General features: G+C 49.7%; 21 protein-coding genes. 16 read left to right on the plus strand and 5 right to left on the minus strand.

Features of this window, described 5'->3' with window-relative positions; translation table 11 throughout:
* Positions 1-50 precede the first annotated feature (50 nt).
* The 4 genes from IB226_RS08700 (at position 51) to IB226_RS08715 (ending at position 4,936) form a co-directional block, all read left to right on the plus strand.
* The gene (locus IB226_RS08700; RefSeq protein ID WP_192234691.1) at positions 51-605 is read left to right on the plus strand and encodes a fimbrial protein; all 555 of its coding nucleotides are present in this window, start codon (positions 51-53) and stop codon (positions 603-605) included.
* Between the two features lie 60 nt (positions 606-665).
* A complete protein-coding gene (locus tag IB226_RS08705) occupies positions 666-1,343 on the plus strand; it encodes a molecular chaperone (protein ID WP_192234693.1) in 678 nt (225 codons plus the stop codon).
* Positions 1,344-1,386: 43 nt separating this feature from the next.
* Positions 1,387-3,879, plus strand: coding sequence for a fimbria/pilus outer membrane usher protein (locus tag IB226_RS08710; protein WP_370579398.1), 2,493 nt, complete (start codon positions 1,387-1,389; stop codon positions 3,877-3,879).
* Between the two features lie 76 nt (positions 3,880-3,955).
* Positions 3,956-4,936 carry a fimbrial protein gene (locus IB226_RS08715; protein ID WP_225608243.1) on the plus strand — a complete coding sequence of 327 codons (981 nt, stop codon included), beginning with the start codon at positions 3,956-3,958 and terminating at the stop codon, positions 4,934-4,936.
* A 415-nt stretch (positions 4,937-5,351) separates the two neighbouring features.
* Here the strand turns inward: IB226_RS08715 and IB226_RS08720 are convergent, their stop codons facing one another.
* Both IB226_RS08720 and IB226_RS08725 read right to left on the minus strand, forming a co-directional pair.
* Positions 5,352-6,509, minus strand: coding sequence for a glycosyltransferase (locus IB226_RS08720; protein ID WP_192234697.1), 1,158 nt, complete (start codon positions 6,507-6,509; stop codon positions 5,352-5,354).
* 393 nt (positions 6,510-6,902) lie between these two features.
* On the minus strand, positions 6,903-7,787 hold the full coding sequence (locus tag IB226_RS08725; RefSeq protein ID WP_192235575.1) for a LysR family transcriptional regulator: 885 nt from the start codon (positions 7,785-7,787) through the stop codon (positions 6,903-6,905).
* A gap of 173 nt (positions 7,788-7,960) precedes the next feature.
* On the opposite strand from IB226_RS08725, the gene IB226_RS08730 reads away from it, so the two are divergent.
* The 6 genes from IB226_RS08730 to IB226_RS08755 all read left to right on the plus strand — a co-directional run bounded on the left by IB226_RS08730 (position 7,961) and on the right by IB226_RS08755 (position 15,158).
* Entirely contained in the window at positions 7,961-9,097 is a 1,137-nt protein-coding gene (locus IB226_RS08730) for an alpha/beta hydrolase (protein ID WP_192234699.1), read from the plus strand.
* A 307-nt stretch (positions 9,098-9,404) separates the two neighbouring features.
* Positions 9,405-10,586: an MFS transporter gene (locus IB226_RS08735; RefSeq protein ID WP_192234701.1), complete on the plus strand. Its 1,182-nt coding sequence runs from the start codon at positions 9,405-9,407 to the stop codon at positions 10,584-10,586.
* 94 nt (positions 10,587-10,680) lie between these two features.
* Positions 10,681-11,163 (plus strand): glutathione peroxidase, encoded by a 483-nt coding sequence (locus tag IB226_RS08740; protein WP_101761592.1) that lies wholly within the window; start codon positions 10,681-10,683, stop codon positions 11,161-11,163.
* A 158-nt stretch (positions 11,164-11,321) separates the two neighbouring features.
* On the plus strand, positions 11,322-12,080 hold the full coding sequence (locus IB226_RS08745; RefSeq protein ID WP_110866807.1) for a MurR/RpiR family transcriptional regulator: 759 nt from the start codon (positions 11,322-11,324) through the stop codon (positions 12,078-12,080).
* A 117-nt stretch (positions 12,081-12,197) separates the two neighbouring features.
* Positions 12,198-13,706: a PTS transporter subunit EIIC gene (locus IB226_RS08750; RefSeq protein ID WP_192234703.1), complete on the plus strand. Its 1,509-nt coding sequence runs from the start codon at positions 12,198-12,200 to the stop codon at positions 13,704-13,706.
* 18 nt (positions 13,707-13,724) lie between these two features.
* A complete protein-coding gene (locus tag IB226_RS08755) occupies positions 13,725-15,158 on the plus strand; it encodes a 6-phospho-beta-glucosidase (RefSeq protein WP_192234705.1) in 1,434 nt (477 codons plus the stop codon).
* Positions 15,159-15,196: 38 nt separating this feature from the next.
* On the opposite strand, the gene IB226_RS08760 is transcribed toward IB226_RS08755, so the two are convergent.
* Positions 15,197-15,883: a hypothetical protein gene (locus IB226_RS08760; protein ID WP_192235577.1), complete on the minus strand. Its 687-nt coding sequence runs from the start codon at positions 15,881-15,883 to the stop codon at positions 15,197-15,199.
* Positions 15,884-16,061: 178 nt separating this feature from the next.
* Here IB226_RS08760 and IB226_RS08765 point away from each other — a divergent pair, with 178 nt between their 5' ends.
* The 4 genes from IB226_RS08765 (at position 16,062) to IB226_RS08780 (ending at position 18,645) form a co-directional block, all read left to right on the plus strand.
* Positions 16,062-16,415 carry a DUF1428 domain-containing protein gene (locus IB226_RS08765; protein WP_192234707.1) on the plus strand — a complete coding sequence of 118 codons (354 nt, stop codon included), beginning with the start codon at positions 16,062-16,064 and terminating at the stop codon, positions 16,413-16,415.
* A 225-nt stretch (positions 16,416-16,640) separates the two neighbouring features.
* Entirely contained in the window at positions 16,641-17,282 is a 642-nt protein-coding gene (locus IB226_RS08770; protein WP_110866809.1) for a LysE family translocator, read from the plus strand.
* A gap of 122 nt (positions 17,283-17,404) precedes the next feature.
* Positions 17,405-18,268, plus strand: a complete 864-nt coding sequence (locus tag IB226_RS08775; protein ID WP_192234709.1) for a substrate-binding domain-containing protein — start codon at positions 17,405-17,407, stop codon at positions 18,266-18,268.
* A 26-nt stretch (positions 18,269-18,294) separates the two neighbouring features.
* On the plus strand, positions 18,295-18,645 hold the full coding sequence (locus IB226_RS08780; RefSeq protein WP_008102074.1) for a DUF3147 family protein: 351 nt from the start codon (positions 18,295-18,297) through the stop codon (positions 18,643-18,645).
* A 199-nt stretch (positions 18,646-18,844) separates the two neighbouring features.
* Here the strand turns inward: IB226_RS08780 and IB226_RS08785 are convergent, their stop codons facing one another.
* A complete protein-coding gene (locus IB226_RS08785; RefSeq protein ID WP_101761585.1) occupies positions 18,845-19,135 on the minus strand; it encodes a hypothetical protein in 291 nt (96 codons plus the stop codon).
* A gap of 117 nt (positions 19,136-19,252) precedes the next feature.
* Positions 19,253-19,504, minus strand: a complete 252-nt coding sequence (gene ycgZ / locus IB226_RS08790) for a regulatory protein YcgZ (protein WP_110866812.1) — start codon at positions 19,502-19,504, stop codon at positions 19,253-19,255.
* Between the two features lie 274 nt (positions 19,505-19,778).
* On the opposite strand from ycgZ, the gene IB226_RS08795 reads away from it, so the two are divergent.
* The gene (locus tag IB226_RS08795) at positions 19,779-20,162 is read left to right on the plus strand and encodes a type II toxin-antitoxin system RelE/ParE family toxin (protein ID WP_192234711.1); all 384 of its coding nucleotides are present in this window, start codon (positions 19,779-19,781) and stop codon (positions 20,160-20,162) included.
* Positions 20,155-20,481: a DNA-binding transcriptional regulator gene (locus IB226_RS08800; protein WP_101761582.1), complete on the plus strand. Its 327-nt coding sequence runs from the start codon at positions 20,155-20,157 to the stop codon at positions 20,479-20,481. The genes IB226_RS08795 and IB226_RS08800 overlap by 8 nt, the downstream gene beginning before the upstream one ends.
* The last annotated feature ends 45 nt before the right edge of the window (positions 20,482-20,526 follow it).

Below are 20,526 nucleotides of genomic sequence, written 5' to 3' on the forward strand. Positions count from 1 at the left end.
CGCAAAAGTTTCTTTTGCGCAGGTACCTTTAATCCTGAGGATAAATAACTATGCAAATGAAGTTAAGTAATCTATTTCGAAATTTAGTTGCGGCCACAGCCGTTTCTGGAATAACTTTTTCCGCCAGCGCAGCAGATGGAAAAATCAACTTTACTGGCACCATTCTGGATTCTGCCTGTACGATCGATACTAATACGGCTAATCAGACCGTCAACCTCGGCAAAATACCGAAAAGCTCGTTTAACGCGGCCGGAGCCGTTGCTGCCGCAACCCGCTTTAGCATTGTGTTGAACAATTGCCCTGCTGCGGTTACCTCTGCTTCCATTAAGTTTGATGGTAATGCGGATAGCTCCGACACCAATATTCTTGCGCTGAACAGCGGTCAAACGGCGAAAGGCGTTGGTATCGCGTTTTATGAGGAGGATGGCATCACTGCGATTCCGCTGGCTACACAATCTAAGAGCATCACTCTTGACACCAGCGCAGGCGAAGAGCCCTCCAACAGCAATAAAATGACCTTCGTAGCGAAATATAAGGCGACCCAGGCCGCCGTGGTTGCGGGAACAGCAAACGCAACGTCAGATTTCACCATTACCTACCAGTAATAGGCCGGGCGTACCTGAGGGGCGCCCTATTGCCTATTGCTGAAATGTCGGAAATGTATAATGAATCAACTAATTCGAACGATATTATTATCAGGCGCCTGCATAATCTCTTTAACGTGTCAGGCCAGCATAACCGTCGGGGGAACGCGATTAATTTATAATGCATCTGAAAACGAAGCCTCACTCCCTGTGAGTAACACTCAGGATGGTGTTCCCTATTTAATTCAGTCATGGGTTGAGTTAAGTGAAAATTCAGAGGGGCAGGTTCCTTTTATCGTCACGCCGCCGCTTTTTCGTCTTGATGCTGGACATGAAAATACGCTGCGGATCATTTATACCGGCGAAAAGAAGCTACCTGAAAATCGCGAATCAGTTTTTTGGCTTAACGTTAAGTCTATCCCTTCAATGACCCGGTCAGATGAGAATCGGTTGCTCATTGCCGTTAAGACGCGCATGAAGCTTTTCTACCGGCCAGCATTACTGGCGTCAGAATTAGCAGGTGAGGCATGGGAGAAATTAAAGTTTGAGCCACGTGGTGAACACCTGCTGATTATCAATCCTACGCCGTTCTATGTTTCTCTTTATTCATTAAAGGTTGGTGATAAGTCTATTTCTCAGCCACCAATGATATCACCTTTTAGTTCTGAAACGGTGGCCGGCATTGGAAAGCAGGTTACCTGGAAAGCCATAAATGACTTTGGTGGAGTAACGACAGAAAAATGCCAAGTGCTGAAGTGAAGAATATTAACAATACGCTAAGTTACTCGCGCAGGTAAGCAAGGTGAATACTGTTTCTTTTTCTCAAAATGCAATTTTCTATGGATCGGGGTCTCACTGCGTATGTCGACTCTCGACGATAGCATTTTTATTGTCGGGCATTTTTCCCGCAGCCGCAGACGATGTTTATTTCATGGCCGATGCACTTGAAAAAACACACTCAACATCCCAGGACATTGATCTGAGCCGCTTTGAGCGGGGAGAGCAGTTACCCGGCACCTATAGGGTGGAAATATGGCTTAATGAAAATTATATCCGGACGGAAAATGTCTCTTTTGTCCCTGTGAAAGGGTTTGGGCTGGCGCCCGAGCTTAATCGTAGAGTGCTGGAATCATTTGGTGTCAGGGTTAAGGCATTTCCTGAATTAGCCATGCTGCCGGCTGAAGTTATTATTACTGATCCCGGTGCATTTATACCGGATGCCACCACCCGGCTGGATTTTGACAAGCAGAGACTGGATATCTCAATCCCTCAATCTGCGCTTAATACGCGGGCGCGCGGCACTGTTGACCCTTCGCTCTGGGATCAAGGCATTTCTGCACTGCTGGTAAATTACAGTATCAATGGCTCGCGCAACTGGAGCCGATACGGTGAGACGCAGGAGCAGTTTTACACCAACCTGCAAAGCGGTATTAACGTGGGGCCATGGCGCCTGCGTAACTACAGCACCGCGACGAAGAACAACGGAAAGCAATCGTTTTCGTCGCTGAATACCACCCTGAGCCGCGACGTCCAGTTTTTGAGAGGGCAGTTTCAGGTGGGTGAAACCAGCACGCCAGGTGACGTGTTTGACAGCGTGATGTTTCGCGGCACGCAGATTTTTTCCGATGACACCATGCTGCCGGAGAGCATGCGCGGTTTCGCCCCCATTATTCGAGGGATCGCTCGCACCAACGCCACGGTTACAGTGAAGCAAAACGGTTACACGGTTTATCAAACCTACGTGGCGCCCGGCAGCTTTGAAATTCGCGATCTCTATCCCACATCGGCGAGCGGCGATCTGGAAATTGTCGTCACCGAAGCCGACGGCAGCGTCCAGCATTTCGTGCAGCCTTTCTCCGCGGTTCCCGTCATGCTGCGGGAAGGGCGCATAAAGTATGCGCTGAGCGTAGGTGAATACCGAACCACGAAGCATGGCGCGCTAACGCCTTCATTCGGCCTGGGCACGCTCGCCTATGGCCTCAACAATAATCTCACGCTGTACGGCGGCGTCCTGGGGGCAAGCAACTATGCGTCAGGTGTATTCGGTACCGGCCTTAGCTTTGGCGATATAGGTTCGCTCTCGGCAGACATCACCGCTGCCGAGAGCCAACTCGTTGATGAGAAAAACCGGCGCAGCCGGGGACAGTCATATCGTGTGCAATATTCAAAAACGGTGGCCGCGACCGATACCACCGTGACGCTCGCCAGCTATCGCTACTCCACGGAAGGGTTTTATACCTTCCAGGAGGTGAATGAATTCAGCAGCCAGCGCTACAACAAGCGAAGCCGACTGCAGCTCAACCTTAGTCAGTCGCTGCAAAGTTGGGGAAATTTTTATATTGCGGCTTACCAGCAGGACTACTGGAGCAAACGGGGCTATGAACGCAACGTCAGTACCGGCTTTAACACCAGTATCAGCGATATCAATTATTCACTTGGCTACACCTATAGCGAAACGCCAGGCAAAGACCGTAAGGACCAGATTATAGCTTTTAGCCTGCAGGTTCCTCTGAGCAAATGGCTATCGCAAAGCTGGGCCAGCTACAGCGTGAATATGCAAAAAAACGGTCCTGAAACGCACCAGGTGGGGCTTAGCGGCACCGCGCTCGACGATAATAACCTGAGTTACATGGTCCAGCAGGGCTATACCTCGTCGGGCGGTGACTCAAGAAGCTCACTGAGTGGAACCTACAAGGGCGGCCACGGCACCGTGAGCGCGGGCTACAACCAAAGCCGACAGAACAGTCAGCTGAACTTCGGCCTACAGGGGGGGATTATCGGCCATAAGCATGGCGTGACGTTCTCTCAGCCGCTGGGAGATACCGTAGTGCTGCTGGAGGCGCAGGGCGCATCCGGCGTGAGGGTGCGCAATAACCCCGGCGTTAAAACGGACTCGCGCGGGTACGCCGTGGTGCCTTATGCCAGTGCCTATCAGGAAAACCGTATTGCATTAGACACGGGTTCGCTGGGGGCAGACGTGGATGTGGCCGAGTCGGTGGTCAACGTTGTGCCTACGCGCGGCGCGGTGGTGCGCGCTACGTTCAATACGCTAACGGGGCGGCGCGCCCTGGTAACACTGATGTATCAGAATTCGCCTGTGCCTTTTGGCGCGACGGCAAAGCTCAACGAAAGCGATGCGATGAGCATTGTGGGAAGCGATGGCGAGGTTTATATGAGCGGTCTGAACGACGGTGACGGCATTACGGTACAGTGGGGAGCGAAAACCTGCCGCGCCAAAATAACCCTAAACGCGTTACCGGGTAAAATCCAACGTACTACTGCAGTATGTCGCTAAATTTCTCATTGCCTTGATTCGCATTATTACTCTTGCGAGAGAAGGCCTGCGCCGTGCTTAAATGAAGGAACATAAGATGTCCACCGTATTTAAAATCTCGATGGCTGCGATGGGTAGCGCCATCTCACTGAATGCCTTTGCGCTGTGTTCTGCAAATGACGTAGCGGTCAACTTTGATAACAATATTATCGTTCAGCGGGATGCGCCCGTCGGGACGGTATTAGCCACGATAACCACGAGTAATGCCATGCAATGTGACCCTGAGGGTCAGGTCATTGGATATGATGGCTCGTGGTTTATTCAGCTATCGGGGACGAATAGGGATTATGGCGCCTCGCCGCTGGCCAACGTTCGGGCAACGGAGGTCCAGGGCATTGGCATCCGGTGGAAAAACTTTTCCAGCACAACCGGAACCAGCGAATTTGTCACCAGATTGAACCTCAATAACGCGAGCTGGAGGCGAGGGATCCTTCAGAATGGCGTATCAACGTTCACGGATACCTTTGAGCTGATCAAAACGAGTACCACCCCGGCGACGGGCTCAATACCCGCGCTGACGCTAAATATGGAATACAGTACGCCGGTCAGTAATAACATTACTCGCCTGCCGCTTTATAAATATATATTTTCGCCAATCAATATCAGCACCGCATCCTGTCAAATTGGGGATAGTAATTTGAATATTAATATGGGAATTGCGCTGATGCCGAAGTTTACTGGCGTGGGCAGCATCCAAAATCCGGTAACGTTTTCCATACCGCTTATTTGTAGCGAACAGACCGCAGTAAATGTGACGCTGGATAACGTCAGCCCGCTTGCCGATCCTGCCAACGGAGTCTTGGGATTAAACAGTAGCTCGACAGCAAAAGGTTTGGGCATTCAGCTTAAGTATGACGATGTGCCCGTTCAGTTCGGCAAGCTTATCAAATACGGCACGACGACCTCGCCAGGAGAGGTTGTCAATATTCCCTTCAAGGCCGCGTATTACATGACCTCAACCAATGCACGCTCAGGATCGTTGAGCGCCACGGCGTCTTTTACCATGACCTATCACTAACCAAAATTATTTATAATGGCGCGCTTATGACGTAACCAAGAGAAATTTTAGTCACGAGCTAGATAAAATTCGCTATCTCTTCATATAGCGCAAAAGCTTATAGCGACTCAATAATTGTGACAAACATCATTAGCGCTGATGCTGTGCACTACGGTTATTAACTGGAAACAGATTCGCTCGCTATTTACTCGGTTGATACCCAATCCACATCGCTATTATCCCCTGAAATAAAATTATAGATTTCGGCGTGATGCGTCACGTGAGCTCAGGGACAGTCATGTTTCGTATAGCCGGCTTGACTACGACGGCTGCCGCTTTACTTAGCTCACCTGATGCCCGAGCGCAACTGTCACATACCTGACTGGATGCTAATACCGAGTAGAAGGACGGTACCCGATTAGATAAGCCTTTTATTTTATTCGGTCTTCACACCCATATATATCGTATTGAGTCGCTTTCTAAATAATATTGGATCGTGTTCCAGACATATTCGCGCTAACGAATTTTTAGCGCGCTCTGATACGATTTTTCTATCGCTGATAATTTGCAATATATAGGTTTTAAGCTGAGATATGATGGCACTTCTCAGAGAGGTTTTGTCACTTACTGATGCCACCGTCAGCTCTAACATCGGATTCAGGGGGCAGCGAATCAGCCAGCCGGCATTTTCCGGATTGATTTCCGGCAAGGCTCTGACATTCGTCGTTATTACCGGGCAGCCGCAGGCCTGCATTTCCAGAACGGAAAAGCCGTATGTCTCCTGCCATGTGGGCAGCAGCCCGACATCAGAGGTCTTAATCAACGCCAGTACCGCGTCGTTGGTCAGCGACGTATGGTGCTGGAATAGAGGGCATTCACGAAGTGTGTCCTCCACGCTTCTTCTAAATGCGTCATCATCCTGGAACGCCTGGTGAGCCACGTTATGCGTTCTGCCAGGATCACCAACCAGATTTACACGGACGTCGTTCACACTTATCAGGTTTTCCCTTAATAACTGGCTAAAGGCTAGCACAACTTCTGCCCCTCCTTTGCGATAGAACTCCTTGCCCACGAAGGTAAAATTCAGCGGACTTTTTTCAACCAGAGCATTTTTTTCCTGCAGTACCGGCTGCGGGGGATGCAGTACGTGCAGTTTGGGCCCGATGATAGCCTGCTCCCTGGGAAAATGTTCCAGCAGCCGCAGTTGGATCTGACGTGTGGCTTCTGAGATAGCGATGATACCTTTGCAGCGCGGAGAGCAGACGTACCGGAGTTCCCGCGCCAGCTCGGGGTTGGCAAATTTGGGTATTCCCTCAACGGGAAGAACACGGGGCAGTTCGGTTTCAAAGGTCGCTACCCAGTCGCCTGGCCCCGAAGAAACTTCGTTAAAAAGGTGGATAATGTCCGCATCACCTGAAGACATCAGGGGCAGCGGTCGAAAAATAAACAGTTTATTTTTATGCAATAAGCGCCGCCTTATAACGTTGATCCAGGTCCAGATATTTCTGGGACGGTAATCCAGATAGCGATTTGCAGGGTCTGTAATGATGTTTCTCTTTTCTGGGTAGCCGTTTCCACCGACGATAATCTTCATTCTTCCCCCTGCTGGCGAGTGCAAAAAAATTAACAGAATTAATTTAAATGTCCTCGTTATTGAGAGGATAAAAGAGTATTTGGGTTATGTAAGGCTATGGTTTTTCAGATAAGCTCTGAATTCATCATGGTTATTCAGACTGTTGATACCAGAGCAAAATCTGCTTTTTGCGCCGCTTCCCAACATGTCAAATTATGCACGGCCAAACAGCAAAAATACGTGTATTTGCTGGTGTTTAATCGATTTCCAGAAAACGTCGGGAGGGAGAGTGCCAATGCTGATTAAAGTTTCAGGTTGCTAAGAAGACTTTATTTACTTCAGGATTAATTAACAGTGGGCGAATGAGAGAGATGATGATATTGGCAGGTATACATATTTTCCAATGAAAACCTTTTAAATTCTCAATGTATCAATAACCGCGCGCAAAGCGGGTGACACATTGCGATGCGGATAATAGAGAAATGAAGCTTCCAGACGTTGGCTGTGCCGTTGCAGAACCCTGATCAGCTTTCCTTGTTCCAGATCCTCAGAAACCAGCTCTTCCGGGACATAAGCCAGCCCGAGCCCGAGAGTAGCGGCTTTCGCTTCCATATAGCTGTCAGCAAAAAACCATTGCCCTTGCGGCCTATGGATGATTTTTTTGCCATCCTGATGAAGTTCCCAGGCATAAAGGCTGCCATCGCCTAACTGATAAGCGATGCAGGGATGAACGGCCAAATCTGCGGGGATCTGCGGAAAGCCGTAGCGACGAAAGTGTTCTGGCGTACCGACAACGGCCATCTCCATGTCGGGCGAAATGCGTACAGCGATCATGCCGCTGCCAACCTCCGGCCCCAGACGTACACCCGCATCGAATCTCTCCGCAATGATATCCACAAACCGGCTTTCGCTGATGAGCTCCAGTCTGATATCGGGATAGCGTTGTTTGAATACCGCAAGTTTTGGCAGGAGTACTTTATCTATCGCGTGCTGGCTGGCATTGATACGCACCGTACCGGATGGGGTCTGGCGATAGTGGGCCAGCTTAGCGAGCCCCATATCTAAAGCATCGAATCCTGACTCAACGGTTAGATAAAGCTGCTCACCAGCATGGGTGAGCGATAATCTGCGCGTGGTGCGAACAATGAGTTGAACGCCAAGTCTTTCTTCAAGTTCACGCACTGAACGACTGATACCTGATTGTGCCAGGCCAAGGCGTTTCGCCGCAGCGGTAAAACTCCCCTCGCGCACCACCAGCATGAACAGGTAGAGATCGTTGTAGTTTTCCCGTTTTGCCATCATCCCGCCCTTATGACTACATCGTTATTTGGAACAATTTGATATCAATCTTAGCAAAAATCCCCCTCTAATCAGAACACATGCTGCTAACTAGAATGTGCACATTGCAACAAAGCACAGCAGCGTTGTCGGTATGAAACCTGCCTCTTTGATGTTTATTCAGGAGGATTTTAATGACTGTTTTCACTAAAAAATTGACAGCAGTGTTACCTGCAATGCTGCTATGCGCATCATTAAGTGGAGTTACAACGATGAGTTATGCTGATACCAGCAATCCGAACGCACCTATTTCGCTGGTCAAAAATTGGGATAAAACCTTTGCTGAAAGTACGAAAGTTGATCACCGTAAGGTTACCTTTCAGAACCGCTATGGGATCACTTTAGTTGGGGATCTCTATCTTCCAAAGGATCGCGGCGAGCGCAAGCTGGCAGCCATTGCCATCAGCGGGCCCTTCGGTGCAGTCAAAGAACAATCCAGCGGCCTGTACGCGCAAACGCTGGCTGAAAAGGGATTTGTCACCCTCGCGTTTGACCCTTCATATACGGGCGAAAGTGGCGGCTACCCGCGTAATGTGGCGTCTCCGGATATCAATACTGAGGATTTCAGCGCGGCAATTGATTTCTTAGGTCTGCAAAATGAGGTGGACCGCGACCATATCGGGCTGCTCGGTATTTGCGGTCTGGGCGGCATGGCATTAAACGACGCTGCGATGGATACACGCGTTAAAGCAGTAGCAACCAGCGTGATGTATGACATGAGCCGCGCGATGGGCCACGGCGTAGGCGATGGCAAAGATCGTTACACCAGCGCCGATCGTCGTGCTGTGTTGCAGTATCTGAACGCGCAGCGCTGGAAGGATGCGGAAAACGGCACTTTCGCGCCCGGTGGTCACGACATTGATGTTGACGAAAAAGGCAAAGTCAGCGCTTCTGAGCGTATTCTGCCGGAAACGTTACCCGCTAATCCAAATCCAGTCTTGAAAGAATTCTTTGATTATTACCGCATGCCACGCGGTTTCCATGCGCGTTCGGTCAACTCAACCGGCGCATGTAATGCAACAATGCCACTGTCATTTATGAATATGCCGTTGCTGAGTTATGCAAATGAAATCACTATCCCTGCGCTTGTTGTGACCGGTGAAAAAGCCCATTCACGTTATTTTGCTGAAGACGCTTTTAAGGCGATCGGGAGTAAAAAGAAAGAGCTGGTGATTATTCCCGGGGCAAATCATGTGGACTTATATGACAACGTGGCTGGAAAGATCCCGTTTGCTAAGTTTGAACAATTTTTCAAATCAAATTTAAGGTAACTTTCTGAAATAATTTGCATTTACCATGCCACCTCTACTTCACGGCTGGCATTAACTCCCCTGATGCCGTTCAGTTAAGCGCCGTATCAAATCGCCGCACCTTTTGTAGCGGCGCGATTTATCGCGCAATGAATTGCGCCGCTACAATGCGTGCTCTCGGTAATTACGGGTTTTCATGTCTTAACTGACGAGCATTAGGCATTAACTCGCCTGATGTAACGCAGTGAAATGATGATGTTATTCCCTGAAAAGCGCATCTCCCACTTTCGCCTGAATCAGGTCGGATCGATTTGAAGAGTAGTTGATAATGTCCACAGTAAATATTAAATCCTCTCACCATAAAACTCAGTCGTATTGGGGGGGCGTTTTTGCCATGACGCTCTGCGTTTTTGTATTGATCGCTTCTGAATTTATGCCGGTCAGTCTGCTAACACCTATTGCCCGCGACTTGCATGTCACGGAAGGACTGGCAGGACAGGGAATTGCCATCTCTGGCGCGCTGGCGGTGATTACCAGCCTGACTATCTCCCGCATTGCCGGGGACCTGAATCGGAAATATCTTCTGCTGGGACTAACGATTTTGATGGCGGTATCGGCAATCATTGTCGCGCTGGCGGCCAGTTATTCGGTTTATATGCTCGGGAGAGCGTTGATTGGAATCGTCATCGGTGGATTCTGGTCAATGTCGGCCGCAACAGCCATTCGGCTGGTACCGCAGCACAAGGTTACCCGCGCGCTGGCGACTTTTAACGGCGGGAACGCGCTGGCCACCGTTGTGGCGGCACCGCTGGGTAGCTACCTGGGGGCGACTGTCGGATGGCGGGGTGCCTTTTTATGTCTGGTACCGCTTGCGATAGTTGCGTTCATCTGGCAATGCCTCAGCCTGCCTTCGATGGAAAGCGATAATGCGCGCAAGCCACAGGGATCGGTGCTTGGTCTTTTCAGAGCCTCTATCGTATCAATGGGGCTGTTGGCTTGCGGACTCTTCTTTATGGGGCAGTTTTCCTTATTTACCTACGTGCGACCGTTTCTGGAGAACGTGACCAGAGTGAGCGCGCCTGGCCTGTCCTGGATTTTACTTGCTATAGGCGCAGCAGGTTTTATCGGCACAACGTTTGTTTCGACCTTCCTGAACTCAAGGTTTTATCCGACATTAATCTTGATACCACTGCTTATGTCAGCGATTGCCGGTACGTTACTTTTGTTTGGCCACAGCATGTGGATTGTTGCCGTTTTGCTGAGCCTGTGGGGAATGCTTGCGACAGCCGCGCCAACCGGATGGTGGACATGGCTCGCGCGGACGCTACCCGAAGATGCAGAGGCAGGTGGTGGTCTGATGGTTGCTGTCATCCAACTCTCCATTGCGCTTGGATCAACCGTTGGGGGTTTGATTTTCGACAGTCTGGGTTGGCAAAGTGCTTTCGGCTTGAGTGCATTATTACTTCTTGGTGCGGTAGTCATGACGTTTCACACATCACGTCTAACATGAATCACAGGCGCTTTAATCATAGAATAAGGCGCAGAGGCCGCTGATTAAAACACCGTCTTTAATGCCGAACTGATTCTGCTCTGAGGATTGATACATGACCACCTTTCATCAACTTAATGCCATCAGCTTGCGAGGCCAGCCCATCTCTATGGCCGATTACGCCGGGAAGCTGGTTCTGGTGGTGAATACCGCCAGCCATTGTGGATTTACTCCTCAATATGCAGGCCTTGAAGCGCTCTACAAGAAGTACGCGGACAATGGGCTGATGATATTGGGTTTCCCCTGCAATCAGTTTGGCAAGCAGGAACCTGGCGGAGCCGATGATATCGCGCAGACCTGCCTCATCAACTACGGTGTGAGCTTCCCGATGTTCGAGAAAGTCGAGGTTAACGGCGCCGCAACGCACCCCGTATTTCGCTACCTGAAAGCCGAATTACCCGGTGTGTTGGGCGGGCGGATCAAATGGAACTTTACTAAGTTTCTGATCGGGCGCGACGGCAAACCGATCAAGCGATTTGCACCGATCACCAAACCAGAAAAAATGGAAGCGACGATCCTTACTGCGCTGGAAAACTAATATGCATTCCGCCATGCTTGATCCAAATTGTGCGAGCTATCACAATTAATACAATTTCTTTTGGTTTGCCGCGCGGGTTTACTCGTTAAACATCCCTCAGATGTCACGGTTTGTGACATGATAAGCGTCATAATTGAATCGTCAGGATGTTTGAATAGATGTTTAACGCCAGAAAACTATCAACCTTAAATGCCCTCGAAAGCAGCGTGCATAATTACATTATTAAAAACATCAATGCCGTTATTTATATGACGATAAGAGAGCTAGCTGATAATTCTGGCGTATCTACCGCGACTGTTCTGAGATTCTGTAAAAAAATGGATTTCAAAGGTTACTCAGAACTCAAAGCGAGTATGAAGTTGCACCTGAACAAAAATAGCACATTACTGATTCCTCATGGAGCCGAGGAAATATTGACCTTTTTTAAAAGCATCAGAAACGATGAATTTGATGAGATGATCAATCAGGCGGCTCAATACATTCGTGATGCCGAACGGGTGTTCTTTGCAGGCGCAGGCAGCTCTGGCACGCTTGGCAGGTATGGTGCGCGTTTCTTCTCTAATGTAGGCAAGTTCAGTAATCACATTGATGATCCCTATTATCCGGTGAGTACCGATATGGTGCAGAGTTCAGTGGCTATCGTACTTTCAGTCTCTGGCGAAACTCCCGAAATATTGAAGCTTGCCAGGCAGTTTGTTATTCACAAGTGCAAAGTAATTTCTATTACCTGTAACCCGGATTCAACACTGGCAAAACTTTCTGACTTTATTGTTCCTTACCATGTTTCTCGCATTTTGATAGAAAGCGAATACGATATTACCACTCAGGTTCCGGTCATTTTTATTCTTGAATCGATAGGCAGAAAGCTGGTGGTGAATAATGTCAGCGATATGTCACGCGGTGTGACATTTTTGTAATTAGCGACCCGTTATAACATATTGTGACCTCGTGACATTGCCGGGATGATTTTCTAACATTGCCGGAATTAGTCCGCTCCTGACGGACTGAATTCCCTCTGGCAATGGAAGAAAACCATGGCAATAGATTATGCGGATTCTGCGAAAGAGATCGTTAGACTGATAGGTAGCGATAATAATGTGATAAGTGTGACACATTGCGCTACACGTCTGAGGTTTGTGCTGAAAGATTATTCTCTGGTCGAGGTTGAATCACTAAAGCGGGTAAAAGGCGTTATCACCGCGATGCAGGCCAGCGGCCAGATGCAGGTGGTGATTGGCAATCACGTTGGTGATGCTTATCGCGAAGTGCAGAATCTACTCACTTTCGACGAAAGTACAGCGGTACCACCGCCTAATGTCGGTATCGTTAGCCGCATTATGGATATCATCTCCAGCATATTTGCGCCTTTTCTCTATCCGCTGGCAGCCTGCGGTGTGCTTCAGGGCATCATCTCGCTGCTGACCGCCATCGACCTGATGGATCCGGCAAGCGGCACTTATCGCATCCTTAACTTCGTTTCGTGGACCGGCTTTACCTTCCTGCCCGTGATGGTGGCGTTTACCGCCGCCAAAAAATTCAATGTCAATCCGTTCACAGCGGTTATCTCCGCCTGCGCGCTGGTGTCGCCGGATTACCTGAATATGTTGACGGCCAACAAAATCCTCACCGCCAACTCAGCCGATCCCGCAGTGCAGGCTTTGATGAAGGGCGCGGTTGAAAATCCCGAGATTTCAAAGGTAATGGTGCAGATCGTTGGCATTCCGCTTGATGCCGCGCCGCTGACCTTTATGGGGCTGCCGGTAGAGTATTTGAGTTACACCTCGTCAGTGATCCCCATTATTTTGATGGTGTGGGGCATGTCGTATGTACAGCGTTTCTTCGAGCGCCTGCTTCCGATGGTGATACGCAACCTGTTCACGCCCATGTTCTGCCTCGCCATCATGGTTCCGTTCACGCTTCTGGCATTTGGCCCGATCGGCAATATGATCGGCGGCGCCATCGGTGGCGTCTACAACACCCTTTATCATCTCAGCCCTGCCATTGCCGGATTTGTGGTTGGTGCCTTGTGGATGCCACTGGTTACCTTGGGCGTGCATTGGGGCATCACGCCAGTGACCGTCGGTAACTATGCCACCCTGGGCTACGACACCTTTACCGGTCTGCAAGCCTCCGCGGTATTCGGTATGGCGGGCGCGGTGCTGGGCGTATACCTGAAGGCGAAAGACGCTGAGCTTAAGCGCATGGCGCTTTCTGCGGGTGTAACGGCGCTGTTCGGCATCACTGAACCCGCCATTTACGGTGTGGCTCTGCGTCTTAAACGACCGATGATTTGTGGCTGCCTGGCGGGCGCTGCCGGCGGCATGATCGCCGGGGCTTTCAACGCGGTTTCATGGAGTTACTGCATTCCCGGCATTGCCGTCCTGCCGGTGTTCTTTAAAGAGGGGCACATGACGCAGTTCCTCGGCTTCCTGGTATCCATATTCGTCGCCTTCATATTGGGCATGGTTTTCTCCTGGGTCGCGGGATTCAAAGAAAACAGCCAACCTGACGTTCGCTCTGTGCCGCAGCCTGGCACCCTCTGATAAATAGAGATACAGATTATGAATAAGCAATTTCCAGAAAATTTCATGTGGGGCGGTGCTGTTGCCGCTCATCAGGTCGAGGGAGCCTGGGATAAAGGCGGTAAAGGCCCGAGCATAGTCGATGTCCTGACCAGCGGGGCGCACGGTGTTGATCGCGTCATCACCGCCGACATTCAGGATGACTGCTTTTATGCCAATCACGAGGCATCAGACTTTTACCATCGCTATCCTGAGGATATCGCGCTGTTGGCAGAAATGGGCTTCCGCTGCTTCCGCACCTCAATTGCCTGGTCGCGTATTTTTCCACGCGGCGATGAAGCCGAGCCGAACGAAGAGGGGTTGCATTTTTACGATGCGCTATTCGATGAGCTGCTGAAATACGGGATTGAACCGGTAATTACGCTGTCCCATTTTGAGATGCCAAACTTCCTGGTAACCGAATATGGCGGCTGGAAAAATAGAAAAGTTTTGGAATTCTTTGTCCGCTTCAGCGCGGTGGTCATTAATCGTTTCCAGCACAAAGTAAAATACTGGATGACCTTCAACGAAATTAATAATCAGCGCAACTGGAAAACCCCGCTGTTTGGTTATTGCTGCTCGGGCGTTATTTTCACCCACGAGCCTAATCCTGAAGAGTGCATGTATCAGGTTCTGCACCATCAATTTGTGGCGAGTGCTCAAGTGGTGAAGTTGGGACATGAAATTAATCCTGCACTACAAATTGGATGCATGATCGCCATGGTGCCGCTCTATCCGTTTTCCTGTCATCCGGATGACGTGATGTATGCTCAGGAAGCGATGAGGGAGCGATTCCTATTCAGTGACGTGCACATGCGCGGTCATTATCCGGCTTATATTCTCAATGAATGGCAACGCAAGGGATACCACATTGCCATGGAAGCCGATGATGCGCAGATCCTACGGGAAGGCTGTGCCGATTATATCGGGCTGAGCTATTACATGAGTAATGCGGTCAGTAAAGAAAATGCCGGCAGCGGGACGGCGCTTTCAGGCTTCGAGGGCAGCGTACCGAACCCGCACGTTAAAGCCTCAGATTGGGGCTGGCAGATCGATCCGGTTGGGCTGCGTTATGTTCTGAATATTCTTTATGAGCGTTACGAAAAGCCGCTATTCGTGGTGGAAAACGGTTTTGGTGCCATCGACAAAATGGATGAAAAGGGCGAGATCAATGATGACTACCGCATCGATTACCTGCGGGCGCATATTGAACAGATGAAGAAAGCCGTGACCGAAGATGGCGTCGATCTTATGGGATATACCCCTTGGGGATGTATTGACTGCGTGTCTTTCACGACCGGCCAATACAGCAAGCGCTATGGCTTTATTTACGTAAATAAAAACGATGATGGTAGCGGAGATTTTTCCCGCTCGAAGAAGAAGAGTTTTGACTGGTATCGCCGGGTTATCGCCAGCAACGGCGAAGAACTCTAGCGAAATATGTGCGACAGGGATGTCGCACATTGAGATCCTTATGGCTTCTCTTTTTCGTCTTCAACTGGAATCAGCGGTTCATCAATAGCGATGGATGAATTAGATTTCAGCAGCTGAATATCCAGAATCACGTAGGTCATGGTGGTGATGAACAGTGAAATCACGCTGCCAATCACGCCGCTGGTGGTGAAAGTGAAATAGTTATACATCACCACCCAGGTCACACAAATAAACAGCGCTAGCGCAACGTTAATTGCCGATTGCGAATAATTCGTGGTGCGTGATCCCATTTCATTAATTTGCCGACTGAAATTCGCGCCGCTGTATTTCTCCAGCACAAATATTCCCTGTTCCCAGTTACGCAAGCGTCGAGCGCCGCTGCGAGTCAGAAATACGTACAGCAGCGAGACGAATAAACCAGAAAAAGCAATCAGTACCGGCACCGCTTCCAGCGCATAAGCGAGGCTTTTATGGCTCGATGCCTGCGGCGTGAGATCCAGCGTTAAGGACGCGCCGAGTGCGGCATATAAAAATACAAACAGCAGCAGAAACAGCGCGTTGCGGCGCCAGTCGAGGTCGGCTTCGTGATTCTTCTGCTGTCGTGCGCTGTGCAGCGCCTGCTGTAATAGCGTGGCATCGGTGGATGCGGTGTCAATACTCTCAATCTCTTCACCCAACAAACGGTGAATAAACGGCTGATCGGCCGGTTCGATGGTGATGCGCATAGATTTCTCGGTGACGTAACGATCAAAGGCGTCAGTGTAACGTAAATCGTCTGGCGCGCGCAGAATCTGCGAGTAAGCGCGCAAATTTTCATCTCTGCTTCGGCTCTTGTTGCGCGTTATTCATACAATGAATGGGCGGTTATTACTGACCGCGCAAATGACGACGGAGTAACGAGCTATGTCGTATGTTGATGGTTTTGTCGTAGCGGTGCCGGAAGCTAATAAGGAGGATTATCGTGCCATGGCGGCTAAAGCCGCGCCGCTGTTTAAAGAGTTTGGCGCCACGCGTGTTGTCGAGTGCTGGGCAGACGATGTTCCCGAAGGCACGCAGACCGATTTTTATCGCGCGGTAAAAGCCGAAGAGGGCGAAACGGTGGTGTTCAGCTGGATCGAATACCCATCGCAGGAAGTACGTGACGCCGCCAATGCCAAAATGATGTCCGATCCGCGCATGAAAGAGATGGGCGAGAATATGCCGTTCGATGGTAAGCGTATGATCTATGGTGGATTCGCGATTTTGCTGGAGGCGTAGTTGAGTATTTGCAACTGCAGTGAACCGTAGCGGCGCAATTTATTGCGCGGTAATTCGCGCCGCTACAAAATGTACGGTGATTTGATGCGGTACTTAATTGATCGGCCTTACGCGATTTATTGCGCTATTTTTTTAATCATTGTGTGTCTCTTACTTCTATTGTGTGCAATTAATTGCGCCGCTACGATAGGCGCTGGAATTATTCACCTTTCACAAGGAGTCACTATGCTGGATATCACGCACTTTCCGCTTTTCCTCGCATCCGTATTTCTGCTGTGTATTACACCGGGACCGGATTTAGCTTATGTCGTAGGACAAAGCGTAGCGAATGGACGACGTAGCGGCGTGATATCAGCCAGTGGCGTAGCGCTAGGAAGTTGCACGCATGCCATTGCCAGCGCAATCGGGTTAACGGCGCTAATTACCGCTTCGCCACTGTTATTTACGGTGATTAAATATATTGGTGCGGCGTATTTAATTTATCTGGGCAGTAAGATGGTATGGGGAACCTTTTTTAGCCGTGAAGAAGAGAAAACACCGCAGGCTGAAATTCCACGCTCTAATACGCGCAGCTTATTAATTCGCGGTTTTATTACATCGATTACCAATCCAAAAGTATTGCTGTTTTTCATCTCCTTTTTTCCACAATTCGTGGTAGTTGATGGCGATCATCATGCCAGCTCGTTTCTGTTGCTCGGCCTGACGTATGCGGTTGTGGGTTTAATGACTGACGTGATATTTGCCCTGGTTGCTGGCAGTGCGGCTAGCGCGGTGTCGCGCAATGTGATGTTGCAGAAATTGCTTGATCGTGTGGTGGGCATCACCTTTATCGGTTTAGGCGTACGCCTGGCGCTGACGCGTCGTTAACAAATTCATCTCAGGAACAACGGCCAGCGATTGGCGCTCGCGGATTATTCGGGTAACGTGGAATGCTTAACTTTGTTACCTACAAATAATTACCGCACGCTAAGTTGCAGGAGAGTCATTTCATGGCCGTTAATTCTAATATCGTCGGCATTGTCAGCGATGAGTTCATCAATCCCAACACCGTAAAGCTGCTTAATGAAGTCACACGCCAGTTGAATGAGCGTGGTTTTATTACGCTGCTGCTGAATGCGAATTCCCGCGAAAGTTTTCAAAGCGCGCTGCGTAATGCGGCGCAACTTCCTGTCGGCGGCTTGGTTTTCCTGACTTCGCTGTTTAGCGATGAATTGAGTGTGTCGGCCGAGATTCTGCCGCAGACGGCAACGGTTCATCTCAGCCACAGCGCCAGCGCGGATGCTAACGTTGTGATTGCGGATGGTTATGACGCAGGCAAAGAGATGGGACTGCTGCTGCTGTCGCAAGGTCATCAACGTTTCGGCTTTATGCACAGTCAGGAAAATAGCGCGCCCGTGCGACAGATGGACGGTTTTGTCGCTAGCCTGCAAGCTGAACAGAAAGAACTGAATATTGAGCTCTCTGCCGGTGGCAACGATCGCGAACTGGCTTATCAGGCAATGATGGCGTACTTGAAGAAAACGCGCGCTGCCGAGCGCATCAATGCGCTGTTTTGCGAAAGCGATGTGCTGGCATTTGGCGCGTTACAAGCGGTGCGCGACTTCGCGCAAGGCGTACATGTTGCGGTGGTGGGTTTTGATGATGTCGATGAGGCGCGCGCGTCAACCTGGCATCTCACCAGTTGGGCGCAGCGACGGGATTTGCTGGTCGCCGAAGCGCTGAATCGTTTACTGGAAAACCGCGCCGATACCAGTAACGCCTGGCAGCAGGGCGAATTGCAGGTGCGCCATTCACATCACGGCAAACATGTGCCGGGCGAAATGTCGCAGTGCGGATGTGCGATTCGGCATTAATCGCCTGCAGCAGGAAGGAGAATCGGATGCTCTGGCTCATCGCCAAATACGCCATAACCGCTGGCATGGTGGTGCTGATATCTGAAGTGGCTAAGCGTAGCGATCGCCTTGGCGGGCTGATTGCCGCACTGCCTTTGGTTACGGTGCTGGTGCTGATCTGGATGAAGCTGGAAGGCCAAAGTCAGGCCAAAATTGCCAGTCACGCGTGGTACACCTTCTGGTATGTGGTGCCGACCTTGCCGATGTTTGTCGCCTTTCCATTTCTTTATCAACGCCTCGGATTCTGGCCGACGTTGATCGCGAGTTGCGTACTCACCATCTTGCTATTTCTACTTTGGGCCACGCTGCTCAAGCGTTTTGGTATTGAGTTGATGTAAGTTTATTAGGATAACGCTTCACCAATATCCGATCTTGCAATGCATCCATCTGCATTTCAGGAATAAGCTAAGTCAGGAGGCTGCTCTCGGCGAAAGGCGATCCTTCCGGTCCAGTGTGGCGCGCGAAGAAAACAAGCGTGATGTGTTTACATTGAAAAACAAAAGGGCGAACGAGGATCAACCAGCATTCGCCCAACGTTTAGTGCTTGGTTCCATTACCTGAACCGTCACGATTGCGGAAAATATGCGTCACGTTATCGGTGTTTTTGATCGCTATTCCGCTCTGCTGCGGGGTTTCGATATGATTCATCACTTCCGACATCGCACGGCTCAGCGCTTGCTGGCGCGGCGGATCGCGTTCAATCGAAGCCATCACGCGCAATTTATCAAGCAGTGCGCGAGTAGAAACCGGGCCGGATTTTTTCAGCAACTGTAAAATCGCATCGCCCATGATGATGTCGGTGAGCCGTTCTTCATCACTTCTGTACATATATTCTCTCTGATTACCGCGGCAGACCTGCGGCAAATAACGAAGTGGATTCAGTCTAACCAGTAGCTGAATGAGGCGGAAACCACTTGGTTAATTCTCAGGCCAGCGGCGCCTGATTTAGGCTTCTCGTTCTACGGAAAACATCAGGCCGATTAATTGCTGATAGTGAATTTCCGCTTCAGTACCGCGTGCTTGCTCCATACGGCACAGCAGCTTGGTGCATAGTGTTTTACGGCTTAACGTCCGTCCTGAACGTAAGATTTCAACCACAATCTGCCCCAGCGTTTCCTGCTGCGAAGGCAAAGAGGCTTCTTTGAAGTAGCGTGCAATTGCTTCCGACGCTGTGGAAAAGTTACGATCCTGACGCATGGTTCCATCCTCAAGGTTGACGTATAACTTTAGCCATCAAACTTATACAAGTTTAATTAATATGTACAGGAATATGGCGAATCAGTTGCGTAGTCATTTGGCCAGAAGTGCTAATTTATTGTTAACAATCACTTAATGAACAGGTCAGGGAGGTTGAGTGTATTTCATACAATGCTCAGTGATGAAGGCTGTTCTTGAGTATATGTATTGCACTTAGTACAATAGGTTTTCATGCCAGGACAAGGAGAGTCCTCATTAAGAACGGAGGGAACACATGGCAATTTATGTCTTAAAGCCATTCGATAGAAACACCAAAGGTGACGCTATCGATAGTGCAAAATTATGCAAAGCGGCGCTGGAAGTCATTGCAGGGATTTATGAAGCCAGTTTCGGCGGGGGAGTTTACAAGAAGCGCATTCCTTTAGTTGCTGGAAAAAGTGGCGGGGCCCGGGCGGTTGTAGCCTTTAAAACTGAAAAACATCTTTTTTTCGTCAACGGCTATGCTAAATCCGCATTCAAAAGTAGTGGTCGAGAGATATCTGAATCTGATCTCGCTCTCTACAAGGAAGTGGCCAAACAACTATTTGAAATGACATCAGAACAAGCAAAAGTAGCCATCAAGACTGGCAAGATGCGTGAGGTAAAATGTGATGGTTAATCATCTGAAAGATTTACAAGAGATCGCCAAGGATTTTAATGAAATTGGCGTGGTCACCGATGAGCTAAAAGAAAAAATTGATTCTCGTGTGAGATTGCGTGAATTGCGCGCTTCGCTACCTGTCCTGCACATGATGTCGGGAGATGAAATAAATCAGTTACGTCAACGTTATAATCTGAGCCAGGCGATGCTGGCCGCCTACGTCGGCATGTCAGTGGGGACGGTAGTGAAGTGGGAACGAGAAGAGAAAAAACCTAACGGAGCAGCACTGCGATTGCTCAATCTTATCGAGCGAAAGGGGTTGGAAGTGCTGCAATAATGCCTGTCAGTTGAGGGTAAATCGGTCGCCATTAATGTCAGCGTG

The organism is Pantoea sp. PNT03, assembly GCF_014852515.1.
GTDB classification, from domain to species: domain Bacteria; phylum Pseudomonadota; class Gammaproteobacteria; order Enterobacterales; family Enterobacteriaceae; genus Pantoea; species Pantoea leporis.

Excerpts from the sequence above, each read along its gene's own strand:
- IB226_RS08785 (WP_101761585.1), bottom strand. The coding sequence starts at position 19,135 with ATGTACAGAAGTGATGAAGAACGGCTCACCGACATCATCATGGGCGAT.
- IB226_RS08735 (WP_192234701.1), top strand. The coding sequence starts at position 9,405 with ATGTCCACAGTAAATATTAAATCCTCTCACCATAAAACTCAGTCGTAT.
- ycgZ (WP_110866812.1), bottom strand. The coding sequence starts at position 19,504 with ATGCGTCAGGATCGTAACTTTTCCACAGCGTCGGAAGCAATTGCACGC.
- IB226_RS08795 (WP_192234711.1), top strand. The coding sequence starts at position 19,779 with ATGGCAATTTATGTCTTAAAGCCATTCGATAGAAACACCAAAGGTGAC.
- IB226_RS08740 (WP_101761592.1), top strand. The coding sequence starts at position 10,681 with ATGACCACCTTTCATCAACTTAATGCCATCAGCTTGCGAGGCCAGCCC.
- IB226_RS08750 (WP_192234703.1), top strand. The coding sequence starts at position 12,198 with ATGGCAATAGATTATGCGGATTCTGCGAAAGAGATCGTTAGACTGATA.
- IB226_RS08720 (WP_192234697.1), bottom strand. The coding sequence starts at position 6,509 with ATGAAGATTATCGTCGGTGGAAACGGCTACCCAGAAAAGAGAAACATC.
- IB226_RS08780 (WP_008102074.1), top strand. The coding sequence starts at position 18,295 with ATGCTCTGGCTCATCGCCAAATACGCCATAACCGCTGGCATGGTGGTG.
- IB226_RS08770 (WP_110866809.1), top strand. The coding sequence starts at position 16,641 with ATGCTGGATATCACGCACTTTCCGCTTTTCCTCGCATCCGTATTTCTG.
- IB226_RS08700 (WP_192234691.1), top strand. The coding sequence starts at position 51 with ATGCAAATGAAGTTAAGTAATCTATTTCGAAATTTAGTTGCGGCCACA.
- IB226_RS08765 (WP_192234707.1), top strand. The coding sequence starts at position 16,062 with ATGTCGTATGTTGATGGTTTTGTCGTAGCGGTGCCGGAAGCTAATAAG.
- IB226_RS08730 (WP_192234699.1), top strand. The coding sequence starts at position 7,961 with ATGACTGTTTTCACTAAAAAATTGACAGCAGTGTTACCTGCAATGCTG.
- IB226_RS08715 (WP_225608243.1), top strand. The coding sequence starts at position 3,956 with ATGTCCACCGTATTTAAAATCTCGATGGCTGCGATGGGTAGCGCCATC.
- IB226_RS08775 (WP_192234709.1), top strand. The coding sequence starts at position 17,405 with ATGGCCGTTAATTCTAATATCGTCGGCATTGTCAGCGATGAGTTCATC.
- IB226_RS08725 (WP_192235575.1), bottom strand. The coding sequence starts at position 7,787 with ATGGCAAAACGGGAAAACTACAACGATCTCTACCTGTTCATGCTGGTG.
- IB226_RS08745 (WP_110866807.1), top strand. The coding sequence starts at position 11,322 with ATGTTTAACGCCAGAAAACTATCAACCTTAAATGCCCTCGAAAGCAGC.
- IB226_RS08800 (WP_101761582.1), top strand. The coding sequence starts at position 20,155 with ATGGTTAATCATCTGAAAGATTTACAAGAGATCGCCAAGGATTTTAAT.
- IB226_RS08705 (WP_192234693.1), top strand. The coding sequence starts at position 666 with ATGAATCAACTAATTCGAACGATATTATTATCAGGCGCCTGCATAATC.
- IB226_RS08760 (WP_192235577.1), bottom strand. The coding sequence starts at position 15,883 with ATGCGCATCACCATCGAACCGGCCGATCAGCCGTTTATTCACCGTTTG.
- IB226_RS08755 (WP_192234705.1), top strand. The coding sequence starts at position 13,725 with ATGAATAAGCAATTTCCAGAAAATTTCATGTGGGGCGGTGCTGTTGCC.